Raw genomic sequence first — 13,396 nt, 5'->3', positions numbered from 1 at the left:
GAGGTGCGATCAGTCCCCGGCCGATCGGCGTCTGCCGCGCCCCGGCGCTAGAAAGCGCCCAGCACCCCGACCCCGCCGCCCTCCGGGCCGATGAGCGGCACGATGCGCGCGTGCACGCGCGCCGGCGAGCCCTGCCGTGCCGCCGCGGCGCTCGCGCCCTCCGCCCTCGATGGGCCCGAGGTCAGCACGAGGACCGCCCCCGCGGCGAGCGCGGCGACGCCCACGCCGACGCCGATCGTGGACACGAGCGCCTTGGTCTCGGCCGCGTTGATCTCTTTGCGACCTTCCGGCGTACACCGCTTCTCCGGACAGAGCGTTTCGTCCTTTTCCGCGTCGCTCGCCTGCCCCGCGGCGAGGATGCCGAACACGGCGCCGACGCCGAGCACCGCCACGCCGGCGCCCCCGATCACGAAGCCCGCGGGCTGCAGGCCGCCCCCGCCGCTGCGGGCGCCGGCGCCGCCGCTGGCGGCCGGCGGCGCCTGGGGCCCGGCGGGCTTGCTCGTGGGCGCCACCGGCAGGAGCTTCGGGATGGCGATCGCCTTCAGATCGGCGCTCTCGCCGACCTGGACCGTCGTCGACCAGACCGTGTAGCCGCTCGCCGTCGCCTCGACCTCGTGCGCGCCGGGATCGATCGGGATCGGCGTGCCGAGCGCGGCCGCGGGGATGTCGCCGCCGTCGACGCGGACCAGCAGGCCGGGCGTGTTCTCCGCGTTGAGCTGGATCTTCGAGAGCCTCGGCTCCAGGGCGTCGATGTGCTCCTGCGCGAACGCCTCGCGCGCGGCGTTGCCCTCCTTCTTCGAGGCGAAGAGCGCCTCCTTGAACTGCCCCCACGCCGTCGCCGTCCTGCCGAGCCCCTCGTTGCACAGGGCCAGGTTGAGCAGCGTCCCCGTGCCGGGCCGCAGGCGCTGGCTCTCGGCCAGCTTCGGGCACGCCTGCGCGTACGACTTCGCCTCCATCAGGCGGCGCCCCTCCTCGAACAACGTCTGGGCGAGCGTCGCATCGCCGCCCGCGCCCTGCGCGGCAGCGCCGGAGGGCGCGAACAGGGCGGCCGAGCCGAGCACGACCGCGGCGAGGGCGAGGCGGGCGCGACGGAGCGCGCGGGGGGCATGGACTGTCGAGGGGATCATGGCTGTGGGCTCAGTGCGGGTCGTTCAGGTCGATGCCCTTCGGAGGGCGCTGCGTCGTCGCGGCTTGCGTCGGGCGGGCGGCCGGCGTGGTCCGCCCCGCAGGCGCTCCGCCCCGGGTGGCCGTGGGCGCCGTCCTCGGCGACGCCGCGGGGGCGCTCGCGGCCGCCGCGGCGTTCGGCGCGGGGGCGCTCGCGGCCGCGGAGGCGCTCGCCGCCGCTGTGTCCGCCGTGGTCGCTGCGTCGACTGCCGCCGCCGTCGGTCGGATCGTCGGCCCGTCCGGCGTCGTCGTCCCGGCGGCAGGCGCGGGCTGCTCGGGGGTCGGCGCCGGCGCCGGCGCGGCGGTCTCCGGCGCGCTCACGGCGACCGTCGGCGTCGCCGCCGTGCCCTCCGCCCCGTCGGCGCCGCCCCGGCGGAGCATGTAGACGCTGCCGACGATGAGCCCCAGGAGGAGGGTCGCGGAGATCAGCGCGATCGCGAGGATCGCGGACGGGGAGACCGATAGCCCAGGGATCCGGCGCCCGTCCGACGAGATCCCGAGGTGGGTCGACGAGGCGAAGGTCGCGGCGGCGCGGGAGCTCATCGGCGCGCTGTACGGACCGGGGACGATGTGCTGCTGCGGCGTGGGCGCCGGGAAGCCGTTCGGCGGGACCGGGCTCGGCCTGCCGTCCTCGGCAGGGCGGGGCCCGAAGGCGCCGTTGCCCGGCGACGGGGCGTGCGAAAACGGCGACGACGGGTGCGGGTAAGGCGTCGAGGCGTGGGCGATGGGCGACGGGGCCTGCGGGAACGACGTCCCGTGGGGGAGCGGCGTCGGCGGGCGCGGCTGCGCGGTGTCGCGCTGCCAGGCGGGATACGAGGTGGGCCCCGGCCACGACGGCTCGCGCGCAGCCGGGCCAGGGAGCCTCGAGTCCACGGCGGGGAACGACGGCTGCGACGCGCGCTGGCCGCCGGGGAGCGCGGCGTGCAGCGACAGGCCGCCCATGCGCGCGATCCGGGCCAGGGTCGGGTACGTGCGCGCGGGCGCGAACGGCGCGAGCGACACGATGAGCTCGGCGACCGACGCGTGCCGGTGCTCGCGCTCGCGGGCGTACGACCTCTCCAGCACGGCCGCGAGCGCGGCGGGCACGTCGGGGCGGATCTCCCGCAGCGGCGTCGGCGTGCCCGTCAGCACCTCCGCGCAGAGCTGCGGCAGCGTCTCCGCGAAGTACGGCTGCCTGCCGGCGAGCAGCTCGTAGAGCGAGACGCCGAGCGCATAGATGTCCGTCCGGTGATCCACCGAGCGCGTCTGCCGCATCTGCTCCGGCGACATGTACAGGGCCGAGCCCAGCGCCGCGTCCGTGCCCGTCAGGACGTCGACCCCTCCGGTCGCCATCTTGGAGATGCCGAAGTCGAGCACCTTGACGAGCGGCGAGCCGTCGACGCGCGTCGTCAGGAACAGGTTCGCCGGCTTGAGATCGCGGTGGACGATGCCGAGCCCGTGGGCCTCGACGATCGCCTCGCTGCCCTGCGCGATGTAGTCGATCGCGTCCTCGATGCCGAGCACGCCTTGATCGCGGAGCAGGCGGGCCAGGTCGCTCCCGATCAGGAACTCCATGACCATGTAGGGCGCGCCGTTCTCGAGCGTGCCGACGTCCGAAACACGGGCGACGTGCTCGCTCTTGATCTTCATGCCGGCCTTCGCCTCGCGGAGGAAGCGGGCCGAGCCCTCGGGGTGCTGGGTGAACTCGGGGAGCAGGAACTTCAGGGCGACCCGCTCGTCGAGCACGACGTGGCGGGCCTCGACGACCACGCCCATGCCGCCCTGGCCGATGACCCGCTCCACGCGGTACTTGCCGGCGAGCACCGTCCCCGGCTCGACCGGGGGCAGCGAGGGCTGTTTCGTCTCCGAACCCGACACAGCGGGCGATGATCACCGCTTCGCCCTCGGACGGCAAGCGCGGGCGGCGCCGGTGTCGGGGCGCGGCGTGGCGAGGCGGACAGAACGGCGCCAAAGGCGTCGCAGCACGCGGTTTTTGTGCCGCCGCACGGTCGATTCGTCACACGGCGCGCGCCGCCGCGAGGCCGCGCCGCCGCGCGGTCGCGCCGTCGGACGCTCGCGTCGCTGCGCGCTCGCGCCCACGCGCCGCCACGCCGTCGATCCCTGGCCGAATCGTCCTCGAAACGCTCGCGCAGCGCGCCTCACGCGCGTCACGGAAGGCGAGACGGAAGAGGGCACTTCTGGTTGGATAGGGCCACCCCCGGAGACAAACCACCGTGCGCCTGCTCATCCAGCACCGGACCCGTTACACCTATCCCCGCCCCGCCTCGCTCGGCCCGCAGCTCATCCGGCTGCGGCCCGCGACGCACGCGAAGGCGAAGATCGAGTCGTACAGCCTGAAGATCGACCCGCCGATCGCGGCGCGCTGGCAGCAGGACCCGTATGGCAACCACGTCGCGCGGGTGCTCTTGCCCGCGGGAGAGCGCGTCGCTCACTTCGACGTCCTTGTCGAGCTCGCGGTCAGCGTGCGCCCCGTGAACCCGTTCGACTTCTTCCTCGACGAGCGCGCGAAGGAGGTCCCGTTCGCGTATCCCGCCGAGCTCAAGCAGGACCTGGCCCCCTTCCTCGACAGCGCCGATCCGTCGTTCGCCCGCGGCCCGCTGCTCGACGAGTTCCTCGCCGGGCTGCCCTCGAAGGGCGACACCGTGTCGCTCCTCGTCGCGCTGAACACCGCCGTGAACCGGCGCATCAAGTACGTCATCCGCGAGGAGGCCGGCATCTGGACGCCGGAGGAGACGCTCGCGCAAGGCCGCGGCAGCTGCCGCGACTCGGCGGTGCTGCTCATCGCGGCGCTCCGGTCGCGCGGGCTCGCCGCGCGCTTCGTGAGCGGCTACCTCGTGCAGCTCACGGACGAGGGGATGATCCCCGACCAGCCGCGCGGCGTGAGCCGCGACGTCGTCGACCTGCACGCGTGGGCCGAGGTCTACCTCCCCGGCGCAGGCTGGATCGGCCTCGACGCGACGAGCGGCCTGCTCTGCGGCGAAGGCCACATCCCGCTCGCCTGCACCGCCTCGCCCGCGCTCGCGGCGCCGGTCGAGGGCACGAGCGACACGCGCGCGACCGACGTGACCTTCGAGATGAAGGTCGGGCGGCTCGGCCACGAGCCGCGGCCCACCACGCCCTACGAGGAGCCCGTGTGGCAGGAGCTCCTGTCGGTGGCCGATCGCGCGGACGAGCGGCTCGCCGCCGCGGGCCTCTCCCTGACCATGGGCGGCGAGCCGACCTTCAACTCGCGCGAGTACCCGGACGCGCCCGAGTGGTGCGAGGGCGCGCTCGGCCCGACGAAGTGGTCGCAAGGGCTCCGGCTCGCGCACGAGCTCCGGCGCCGCATCACGCCGGGCGGCGTCCTGCTGCTCCGCGCCGGCAAGCACTACCCCGGAGAGAGCCTGCCCCGCTGGGCGCTCGAGATCATCGGCCGGCGCGACGGCGTCCCGATCTGGACCGAGATGTCCCAGGCGCGCCACGCCGATCCGGCGACCAGCGCGTCGCGCGGGCGCGGCGTCGAGCTCTCGCGGAAGTTCGCCGGCGCGCTCGCGGCGCGGCTCGGGCTGGCCGACTTCGTGATGCCGGCCCTCGAGGACCCCTGGCGCCACCTCCAGGACGAGGCGAGCCTGCCCACCGACGTCGACCCGCTCAAGGCGAACCTCGACGACCCGGAGGAGCGGCGGCGCCTCGCGCGGGTCCTCGATCGCGGGCTCGGGCGAGAGGTCGGCTTCGTCCTGCCCCTCGCGCGCCAGTGGGGGTCGTGGATCAGCGAGCGCTGGGGCTTCCGGCGCGGGCACCTCTTCCTGCTCCCGGGCGACAGCTCCATCGGCCTGCGCCTCCCGCTCCGCTCGCTCGTCGCGGTGGCCCCGCCGCCGCCGATCGAGGAGCTCGTGTCGCCGCCCGACCCGCGGCGCGGCGAGCCCGAGGCCGGCGAGGAGGAAGAGAGGCAGCGCCGCGTCCAGCTCCTGGAGGGCGACGGCGACCCGGAGCACGCCGAGACGGCGCGCGCGCGCGCGGCCCAGCGGCACGCCCACGACGGCGAGCGCGCCGCGCATCACCCCCAGCGCGCCGCCCCCGCCGCGGGGCGATCGGGCTACGGCGTGCGCACGGCGCTCTGCGTCGAGACGCGCGACGGCATCGTCCACGTCTTCCTGCCGCCGTTCCTCGCGCCGGCCGACTTCTTCGAGCTCATCGCCGCGATCGACGCGACCCGGCAGGAGACGGGCATCGACGTGCTGCTCGAGGGGTACCCGCCCCCGTCCGGCGCGAGCGTGCTCCGCTTCTCGGTGACGCCGGACCCGGGCGTGCTCGAGGTGAACCTGCCGCCCTCCGACGGGGTGCGCGCGTACGCGTCGCTCCTGGAGACGGTGTTCGACGCGTCGCTCCACAGCGGCCTGCACTGCGAGAAATACCTGATCGACGGGCGCATGGCGGGGAGCGGGGGCGGCCATCACCTCACGTTCGGCGGCCCGACGCCGCTCTCGAGCCCCTTCCTGCGCCGGCCGGATCTCCTGGCCAGCCTGCTCACGTTCAACCAGCACCACCCGTCGCTCTCGTACATGTTCGCCGGCCTCTTCGTCGGCCCGACGTCGCAGGCGCCGCGCGTGGACGAGGCGCGCCACGAGAACCTCTACGAGCTGGAGATCGCGCTCTCGCGCGCGTTCGAGCGCCGTCAGAACGAGCCGGCGTGGCTCTCGGACCTCCTGTTCCGCCACCTGCTCGTGGACATGACCGGCAACACGCACCGGGCCGAGGTGAGCATCGACAAGCTGTTCGATCCGCAGACGGCGCACGGCCGGCAGGGGCTCGTCGAGCTGCGCGCCTTCGAGATGCCGCCGCACTTCCGGATGGCGGTCGCCCAGGCGCTCCTCGTCCGCGCGCTGCTCGCCTCGTTCGCCGAGGAGCCGTACACGGGCCGGCTCGTGCGCTGGGGCCAGGCGCTGCACGACCGCTTCCTGCTGCCGTACTACCTGTGGCGCGACTTCGAGGACGTGCTCGATCACCTGAAGCAGCGCGGGCTCGCCCTGCCCGCGGACGCGTACCGGCCGTTCATCGAGCTGCGCTGCCCGGTGGTGGGCACGCTGCACGCCGGCGACGTGGTGCTGGAGGTGCGCAACGCGATCGAGCCGTGGCACGTGCTCGGCGAGGAGCTGACGACGACGGGCACGTCGCGCTACGTGGACTCGTCGATGGAGCGCATCGAGGTGCGCGCGCAGGGGCTCACGCCGGAGCGCCACACGGTGCTCGTGAACGGCCACGTGCTGCCGCTCCGGCCGACGGGGACGGCGGGAGAGCACGTGGGCGGCGTGCGGTTCCGCGCCTGGGCGCCGCCGCACAGCCTGCACGCGCACATCGGCATCCACCACCCGGTCCACATCGACATCCTGGACACGTGGGGCAAGCGCTCGATCGGCGCGTGCGCCTACCACGTGTGGCACCCCGAGGGGCGCGCCTTCGACGCCGCGCCGCTCACGCGGTTCGAGGCGTCGGCGCGGCGCGCGCAGCGGTTCACGATCGAGGGGCCGACGCCCTGGCCGGTGACCGCGAAGCAGGCGATCGCCCACGGGGACGCGCCCTACACGCTGGATCTGCGGCGCTACGCCGTGGACCGGCCGCCGCCCAAGCCGCAGAAGGCCGAGGACGAGGGGTGAGCCGCGGGGCCGCGCGCCGGTGAGACCCGGCGCGGCCGGAGGCTCCCTTGGACGGAGGCCCGTCGCCCACGGTCGAGCCGGGTGTGACACTTTGGCCCGGCGCGCACGCCCGGCGCGCCGCGCGGAAAACCCCGGCGCCGCGGGCGCCGAGCGCCGCCATGGCCTCCTCCGCTGTGGCGATTTGCCTTCTCGCGGGATACCCCACGTCCGCCGGCCGGGGCGCCCGGGGGCCCCGGAGCTCCGGCGCCGAGCTCGCTCTGCGCGGCATAACGGCGCTCCAGGTCCGCGGCCCGACGGGTGAGTCGCGTCAGAACAGCGGTTGGTACGCCCCCTGCTTGAGTGTTCGATGTCCCCTGCATCGCATGCGGACAGTACACCACGAAGGAGGACAATCCATGTTGCGCAAGGTGCTTGCAGTGCTCTTGGTCTCCACGATTCCCCTGGCCGCCGGCTGTTTCGTCGACGCGGACGACGACAAGGACGAAGGGGGGGACGACTGCATCACGGCGTGTTCGACGGATCGAGACGATTGCATCTCGGCGTGCGACGACGACGGCGATTGCGTCTCGGCGTGCGAAGAAGATCACGACTGCGACTCGCTCTGCATCTGAGCGCGCCGCGCCGTCCGCTCGACGCGCCGCCGCCCCCGGGATGCCGGCGCACAGCCCGCCGCTGCGGTCCGCCCCGGCGGGCGGCGCGTGGCCGGAAAGGGGAGGGGGATCAGGCCGCCGAGAGGTGGTGGCGCGCGAGGAGGTCGTTCTGGAGCCAGAGCAGCTTGTTGAAGGCGCGGAGGGTGCGCACCTCGGCTTCCCGGTCGAGGCCCAGCGACAGGATGGTCTGGAGCAGGGCGTCCGACACGAAGCCCATGAGCGCGTTCATCTGCACGAGCGGGACGACGACCTCGGGATTGCCGGCCTTCGCGGTGTGGATCTTCCCCACCATGTCGAGGTAGGCGACCATCTTCGGATCATACGGGTGGGTCACGAGCCGCACGAGGTAGCCTGAGAGGTGCTGCTTGCGGAACTTGATCTGCTCGTGGTCCAGCGTGAGCGACGCGAGGTCGGCCGGGGGCGCCCCCTCGTAGCCGTGCTGCTTCGGCACGAAGTGGCGCTTCGTGGCGTCGTAGAGGAACAGCTTCTCGTACACCGCGTCGACGAGCGCGTCGACCCGCGGGGCGAGGTGCGGCGCGGCGCCGTGGATCGCCGCGATGTCCGCCTCGCCGAAGCCGACAAACTCGATGAGGTACCCGAACCGATATTCGAGATCTGACTCCAGACGGCTCTCGTCGACGTGTTTCATCACGACGGTTCTCCTCCGCGTCTTCGCCGGCGGCGTGCCGCGAGACAGCGCAGGGTGAAGACACCGGACCGGCTGTCGCCTGTCAAGCCTCGACGTGACAGGCCGCGGCGGTACCGCGCGACAGGGGCGCGCGCCGTCTGCGAGAGATGTCTGCCGCCGTGTCCGCTCGGGAGCGCCCGGCGAGGGGCCGACGGCGCGCGCCGCTCGCTGGTCGCTGCGCAGGTGTAGGGCGAGCTCCGATCTGGAGAGCAGGCGGCCACCGATGGCTGGGCTGCGCCGCCGCTCTTATGGCCAGGGTTCGGTGGGAGCGCGTTCGCCTCTCCCCACAGCGCAGCGTCAGGAGGAGGTTATTATGCAGAACACTGGACCGACAGCGGATCCGAAAGGCGCGGGCCCGAAGCCGCCTTTCGAGGGCAAGACACAGGAGCGTCCCGGAATCGAAGCCAAGATGGAGCCGCGGCCCGATTACGGCGAGTCGTCGTACAAGGGGCTCGGCCGGCTGAAGGACCGCATCGCGCTGATCACCGGAGGGGACAGCGGGATCGGCCGCGCCGTCGCGCTCGCGTTCGCCCGCGAGGGGGCCCACGTGGCGATCTCCTACCTGAGCGAGCACGAGGACGCGAAGGAGACGGCGCGGGTCATCAAGGAGGCGGGGCGCGAGGCGCTCACGTTACCCGGCGACCTGGCCGACGAGGCCCATTGCCGGAAGGTGGTCGAGGAGGTGGCGCGCAAATTCGGGCGCATCGATGTCCTGGTGAACAACGCGGCGGAGCAGGGCAAGGCCGTCGAGCGGTTCGAGGACATCGACGCTGCGCGCCTCGAGCGCACCTTCCGCGTCAACATCCTGGCCATGTTCCACATGATCCGGTACGCGCTGCCGCACATGAAGGAAGGCGGCTCGATCATCAACGTCGCCTCGATCCAGGCGTACCAGCCGAGCCCGGATATCCTCGATTACGCCTCCACCAAGGGGGCGATCGTCACCTTCAGCAAGGGCCTGGCGAAGGACCTCATCGAGCGTGGCATCCGCGTCAACGTCGTCGCGCCCGGCCCCGTGTGGACGCCGCTCATCCAGCAATCGTTCGACAAGGAGAAGGTGGCCACCTTCGGCAAGAATCATCCCATGGAGCGCCCGGCGCAGCCGGCCGAGCTCGCCCCGGCGTTCGTGTTCCTTGCCTCGAACGAGGCGAGCTACGTCAACGGCGAGGTCCTCGGCGTAACCGGCGGCAAACCGCTCTCTTGAGCCGCTCTGGGGGTGGAGGGCGCGTCAGGGAGCGGTGAGCTGCTTCAGGTCGACGCTGACGCCGAGGTGGTGGAGCGCGTCCTCGGGGCGGGTGAAGATGCCCATCGGTTTTTCATAGCCCTTCGAAAGCCGGCCGAGCTGGAGCACCCCGGTCGCGCTCTTCAGGAGGACCGCGGTCTTCTTGAAACCTTGCGTCAGCCGCGTGTGACAGTGCGCGAACGCATTCTCGAATCCGGCGTCGTTGCGCAGCGGTGCGTCGCGGGCGTCGACGAGCAGGAGCGTGCGCCGCCTGGCGATCGCCTCGAGCGACCGATCGATGCGCTCGAAGCTCAGCTCGATCGCCGCGATGCTCGGATAGCTCAGCGAAGTTCGCTTGATGAGCACGAGCTGCTGAGCGGGGTCGTGATGGACGACCGCGTACGGGTCCCGCTCAATCTCGCGCAATCCGTGGAAGGCCACGACGGAATGGTATGCCTGTTCGCCCAAGGCGTCGACCCCGGCAGCGCCGCGCGGCATGCCGGCCCGCGGCGGCTCACCGGTCACTCGCAATCCGCCCCGCACCGCGCCTCTTCGCATGCGAAGACCGCCCCGGCAGCCTGCACGCCGTCCGCGTGCATCGCCGAGCACACCTCCAGGCAGCCATCTCCGTCCGCACGGCACGTATCCACGCACGTGAGCATTGCCCTGCACGACGGCTCGGCGATGCACGCGTTCATCTCGGCTGCGCACCCTGCCAGCCGGCAGGACGCGCAAGGGGACAGCGCGTCTCGCGATGGGCATTGCGCGCTGCACCGCTCGGACGCGCAGCCGCCCTCGAGGAAGATGCCCGAGATGCCCGCCCGGTGCGCCGTCAGGCACGCCTGCTCGCAAGCCACGTCCTCCGCCGCGCAGCCGAGGAGGCAGTTGCCCAGCGCGGCGCACTCCGCGCTCCGCTGGCACGCGCAATAGCTCTCCTGGCAGCGCAGGGCGAGGCATGTCGTGCACGGATCGCCGAGCGACGCGCAGTCGTAGACCGCCTCTCCCCCCGCGCCGCCGCCGGCCGTCGTGGAGCTCGCCCCCCCGCCAGCGCCAGCGCCGCCCGCGCCGCCCGCGCTCCCGCCAGCGCCGCCAGCGCCGCCCGCGCTCCCGCCAGCGCCGCCAGCGCCGCCCGGGCCGGCGCTGCCAGCGCCGCCCGTCCCGGGGCTGCCGTCCGTCGAGCTGCAGGCCGCCGCCAGGAGCGCCGCTGCGGCGCACGTCTTCCAGGAAGAGAAGGCCATGGTCGACGCTACCGCGAAGGCCGCCGGCGGCTCAAGGTGAGGTGCGGAGGGAGCGCGCACCGATGCTACGGTGCCCCGCCGAGGAACCTCGCCATGATCGCTATCGTCAATCCAGAGCTGGATCGCTACGTTCACGACCACTCCGAGCCGCCGCCCGCGCTCCTCGACGAGCTGCGCGAGTTCACCCTGGCCCACGAGCCGAGGGCGGTCATGCAGGTCGGGCGGGTCGAAGGCTCCCTGCTCAGGATGCTGGTCGCGCTCATGCAGGCGCGCCGGGTGCTCGAGATCGGGACGTTCACCGGCTACTCGGCGCTCAGCATGGCCGAGGCGCTCCCGCCGGACGGCGAGCTCATCACGTGCGATCGCGACCCCGAGGTGGCCCGCATCGCCCGATCGTTCTTCGATCGCAGCGAGCACGGCGGGAAGATCCGGATCGCGCTCGGCGACGCGCTCGCCACCCTCCGCGCCATGCCGGCGAGCCCGGCCTTCGATCTCGTGTTCATCGACGCCGACAAGGAGCGGTACCCGGCCTACTACGAGGAGGCCCTCCCGCGCCTCCGCCGCGGCGGGCTGATCGTCGCCGACAACACCCTCTGGAGCGGCGAGGTCCTCGCCCCCGAGAGCGCGGACGGCCGCGCCATCGCCGCCTTCAACGATCTCGTCTTCGGCGATCCCCGGGTCGAGAAGGTCATGCTCACCGTGCGCGACGGGGTGACGCTCGCGCGCAAGCGCTGAAGGCCGGGCGCGGCGGGCGTGCGGCAGCGCGCCGCGAGCGCCGGCGGCGCGTCCGAAATCCTGGCCGGATCCCGGGCGCGCGGCGCTAGAGTCGGGCCAGCATGCTGCTCGCCATCGACGTCGGGAACACCAACATCAGCTTCGGGGTGCTGGAGGGCGAGGTGCTCCAGCACCACCTCCGCTGCGAGAGCGCCCGCTCCCGCACCTCGGACGAGTACGCCGTGCTCGTCCGGCAGATGCTCGAGCTCCGCCGCGTCGACCTCGCCCGCATCGACAGCGCGATCGTCGCGAGCGTCGTGCCGACGCTGACCGACACGATGGTGGGGCTCGTCGAGCGGGCGTTCGGGATCGAGCCGCTCGTCGTGGGGCCGGGCATCAAGACCGGCATGTCCATCCTCTACGAGAACCCGCGCGAGGTCGGCGCCGACCGGATCGTCAACGCGGTCGCGGCGCACGAGTGGGGGCGGCGGCAGCCCGCGCCCCGCTCCGCGCCGGCGCGAGCGCACGCGGCCGAGCCCGACCGGGGCGATCACGCCGCCGCCGGCGTCATCGTCGTCGACTTCGGCACGGCGACGACGTTCGACTGCGTGACCCCGAAGGGAGAGTACCTGGGCGGCGTCATCGCGCCGGGCATCCAGATCAGCGCCGAGGCGCTCTTCTCCCGCGCCGCGCGGCTGTCCCGCGTCGAGATCGCGCTCCCGCCCCGGGTCGTCGGCCGCAACCCCGTCCACTCGATGCAGTCGGGCATCGTGTACGGCTACGCGGGGCTCGTCGACGGGCTCGTGGGCCGCCTCCGGCGGGAGCTCGGCTACCCGTGCCGGGTCCTCGCCACGGGCGGCCTCGCGCAGCTCATCGCGCCGCAGACCGAGACCATCGAGGAAGTCGACGACGACCTGACGCTCAGCGGGCTGCGCCTCATCTACGAGCGGAACGCCGAGCGCAACAGCGGGCCCGCCACCCTGCCCCCCGCGGCGCGCGGAGGCGGCCAGGATTGACGTCGCCCGTGTCCGTCCGCGCCCCGCGCCGAGCGAGCGCGCCCTCCCTCCCGGCGCCGCCGGCGCCCGGCCGGGGCCTCCGCCGCGCGCTCGTCCTCGCCGCGGCGCCCGCGGCGCTCGTGCTCTCGCTCCTCCTCGCCGTCCTCCTCGGCTCCGAGCCCGTCTCGATCGCGCGCGCCGTCGCCGAGCCCGGCCTCGACCGGACCCTCCTCATCGACGTGCGTCTGCCGCGCGTGCTCCTCGCGGCCGTCTCCGGCGCCGGCCTCGCGGCCGTGGGCGCCGCGTTCCAGGCGCTGCTCAGGAACCCGCTGGCCGAGCCGTACGTGCTGGGCGTCTCCGGCGGCTCCGCGCTCGGCGCCGCGGTCGCGATCGCGCTCGGCGTCGGCGCGACGACCGTCCTCGGCGCCACGCTCCTGCCCGCGGCGGCGCTCGCCGGCGGCCTCGTCGCGACGGTGCTCGTCTACGCCATCGCGCGCGGCGCGGCCGAGGGCACCTCCGGCGCCTCGATGCTCCTCGCCGGCGTCATCGTGAACTCCATCGCGGCGGGGCTCATCTCCTTCCTCAAGACGCTCGTCTCCCCGTCGCGCGCCCAGCAGCTGCTCCGGTGGCTCATCGGCTTCGTCGAGCTGCCCACGACCTCGGCCCTGCTCGGTGTCGCCGCCTACGTCGCCGTCGGCTGCGCCGTGCTCCTCGCCGACGCCGCGCGGCTGAACCTCCTCTCGCTCGGCGACGAGTCGGCCGGGACCCTGGGCGTCGACGTCCGCGCCGTCGAGCGCCGGGTCTTCCTCGCGTCCTCGTGCATCGTCGGCGCCATCGTCAGCCGCACCGGCCTCATCGGCTTCGTCGGGCTGATCGTCCCGCACGCGGTCCGCCGGCTCTGCGGCGCGGATCACCGGCGGCTCCTGCCGCTGTCGCTCGTGGCCGGCGCGGTCTTGCTCACCACGTGCGACCTCGTCGCGCGGCTCCTGTTCCGGTGGCTCGGCACGGAGCCGCCCGTGGGCGCGGTGACCGCGGTGCTCGGCGGGCCGATGTTCCTCGTGCTGCTGCGGCGCTCGCCGCGCCTGTGAGGGC

Annotated in this window: 11 protein-coding genes; 6 read left to right on the top strand and 5 right to left on the bottom strand. The window is 73.5% G+C overall.

Annotation, left to right across the window (positions count from 1 at the left end; all coding sequences use genetic code 11):
- Positions 1-47: 47 nt before the first annotated feature.
- Together ACSRUE_RS00115 and ACSRUE_RS00110 are read right to left on the bottom strand one after the other, a co-directional pair.
- Positions 48-1,127: a hypothetical protein gene (locus ACSRUE_RS00115; RefSeq protein WP_441289239.1), complete on the bottom strand. Its 1,080-nt coding sequence runs from the start codon at positions 1,125-1,127 to the stop codon at positions 48-50.
- A 10-nt stretch (positions 1,128-1,137) separates the two neighbouring features.
- Complete coding sequence (locus ACSRUE_RS00110; RefSeq protein WP_441289238.1) at positions 1,138-3,021, bottom strand: serine/threonine protein kinase; 1,884 nt, start codon at positions 3,019-3,021, stop codon at positions 1,138-1,140.
- A 356-nt stretch (positions 3,022-3,377) separates the two neighbouring features.
- Between ACSRUE_RS00110 and ACSRUE_RS00105 the strand changes: the two genes are divergently transcribed.
- Positions 3,378-6,797 carry a DUF2126 domain-containing protein gene (locus ACSRUE_RS00105; RefSeq protein WP_441289237.1) on the top strand — a complete coding sequence of 1,140 codons (3,420 nt, stop codon included), beginning with the start codon at positions 3,378-3,380 and terminating at the stop codon, positions 6,795-6,797.
- A 395-nt stretch (positions 6,798-7,192) separates the two neighbouring features.
- Positions 7,193-7,408 (top strand): hypothetical protein, encoded by a 216-nt coding sequence (locus ACSRUE_RS00100; RefSeq protein ID WP_441289236.1) that lies wholly within the window; start codon positions 7,193-7,195, stop codon positions 7,406-7,408.
- Positions 7,409-7,517: 109 nt separating this feature from the next.
- On the opposite strand, the gene ACSRUE_RS00095 is transcribed toward ACSRUE_RS00100, so the two are convergent.
- Positions 7,518-8,096 carry a protoglobin family protein gene (locus ACSRUE_RS00095; protein ID WP_437769911.1) on the bottom strand — a complete coding sequence of 193 codons (579 nt, stop codon included), beginning with the start codon at positions 8,094-8,096 and terminating at the stop codon, positions 7,518-7,520.
- A gap of 352 nt (positions 8,097-8,448) precedes the next feature.
- On the opposite strand from ACSRUE_RS00095, the gene ACSRUE_RS00090 reads away from it, so the two are divergent.
- Positions 8,449-9,339: an SDR family oxidoreductase gene (locus ACSRUE_RS00090; protein ID WP_437762022.1), complete on the top strand. Its 891-nt coding sequence runs from the start codon at positions 8,449-8,451 to the stop codon at positions 9,337-9,339.
- A 24-nt stretch (positions 9,340-9,363) separates the two neighbouring features.
- Here the strand turns inward: ACSRUE_RS00090 and ACSRUE_RS00085 are convergent, their stop codons facing one another.
- The gene (locus ACSRUE_RS00085; RefSeq protein WP_441289235.1) at positions 9,364-9,798 is read right to left on the bottom strand and encodes a hypothetical protein; all 435 of its coding nucleotides are present in this window, start codon (positions 9,796-9,798) and stop codon (positions 9,364-9,366) included.
- Positions 9,799-9,878: 80 nt separating this feature from the next.
- Positions 9,879-10,595: a hypothetical protein gene (locus ACSRUE_RS00080; RefSeq protein ID WP_441289234.1), complete on the bottom strand. Its 717-nt coding sequence runs from the start codon at positions 10,593-10,595 to the stop codon at positions 9,879-9,881.
- Positions 10,596-10,688: 93 nt separating this feature from the next.
- Between ACSRUE_RS00080 and ACSRUE_RS00075 the strand changes: the two genes are divergently transcribed.
- The 3 genes from ACSRUE_RS00075 to ACSRUE_RS00065 all read left to right on the top strand — a co-directional run bounded on the left by ACSRUE_RS00075 (position 10,689) and on the right by ACSRUE_RS00065 (position 13,392).
- Complete coding sequence (locus tag ACSRUE_RS00075) at positions 10,689-11,330, top strand: O-methyltransferase (protein ID WP_437762019.1); 642 nt, start codon at positions 10,689-10,691, stop codon at positions 11,328-11,330.
- A gap of 101 nt (positions 11,331-11,431) precedes the next feature.
- Positions 11,432-12,325 (top strand): type III pantothenate kinase, encoded by an 894-nt coding sequence (locus ACSRUE_RS00070; RefSeq protein ID WP_441289233.1) that lies wholly within the window; start codon positions 11,432-11,434, stop codon positions 12,323-12,325.
- Positions 12,326-12,333: 8 nt separating this feature from the next.
- The gene (locus ACSRUE_RS00065) at positions 12,334-13,392 is read left to right on the top strand and encodes a FecCD family ABC transporter permease (protein ID WP_441289232.1); all 1,059 of its coding nucleotides are present in this window, start codon (positions 12,334-12,336) and stop codon (positions 13,390-13,392) included.
- Positions 13,393-13,396: the final 4 nt, after the last annotated feature.

This window comes from Sorangium sp. KYC3313 (assembly GCF_052075895.1).
Classification (GTDB): domain Bacteria; phylum Myxococcota_A; class Polyangia; order Polyangiales; family Polyangiaceae; genus Sorangium; species Sorangium cellulosum_B.
Note: the sequence above shows the minus strand (reverse complement) of the source record. Positions and strands in the feature narration are given on the sequence as shown.

Bases quoted from the DNA above. Each gene is read 5' to 3' on its own strand.
- ACSRUE_RS00115 (WP_441289239.1), bottom strand. From the start codon at position 1,127: ATGATCCCCTCGACAGTCCATGCCCCCCGCGCGCTCCGTCGCGCCCGC.
- ACSRUE_RS00100 (WP_441289236.1), top strand. From the start codon at position 7,193: ATGTTGCGCAAGGTGCTTGCAGTGCTCTTGGTCTCCACGATTCCCCTG.
- ACSRUE_RS00095 (WP_437769911.1), bottom strand. From the start codon at position 8,096: ATGAAACACGTCGACGAGAGCCGTCTGGAGTCAGATCTCGAATATCGG.
- ACSRUE_RS00090 (WP_437762022.1), top strand. From the start codon at position 8,449: ATGCAGAACACTGGACCGACAGCGGATCCGAAAGGCGCGGGCCCGAAG.
- ACSRUE_RS00080 (WP_441289234.1), bottom strand. From the start codon at position 10,595: ATGGCCTTCTCTTCCTGGAAGACGTGCGCCGCAGCGGCGCTCCTGGCG.
- ACSRUE_RS00075 (WP_437762019.1), top strand. From the start codon at position 10,689: ATGATCGCTATCGTCAATCCAGAGCTGGATCGCTACGTTCACGACCAC.
- ACSRUE_RS00070 (WP_441289233.1), top strand. From the start codon at position 11,432: ATGCTGCTCGCCATCGACGTCGGGAACACCAACATCAGCTTCGGGGTG.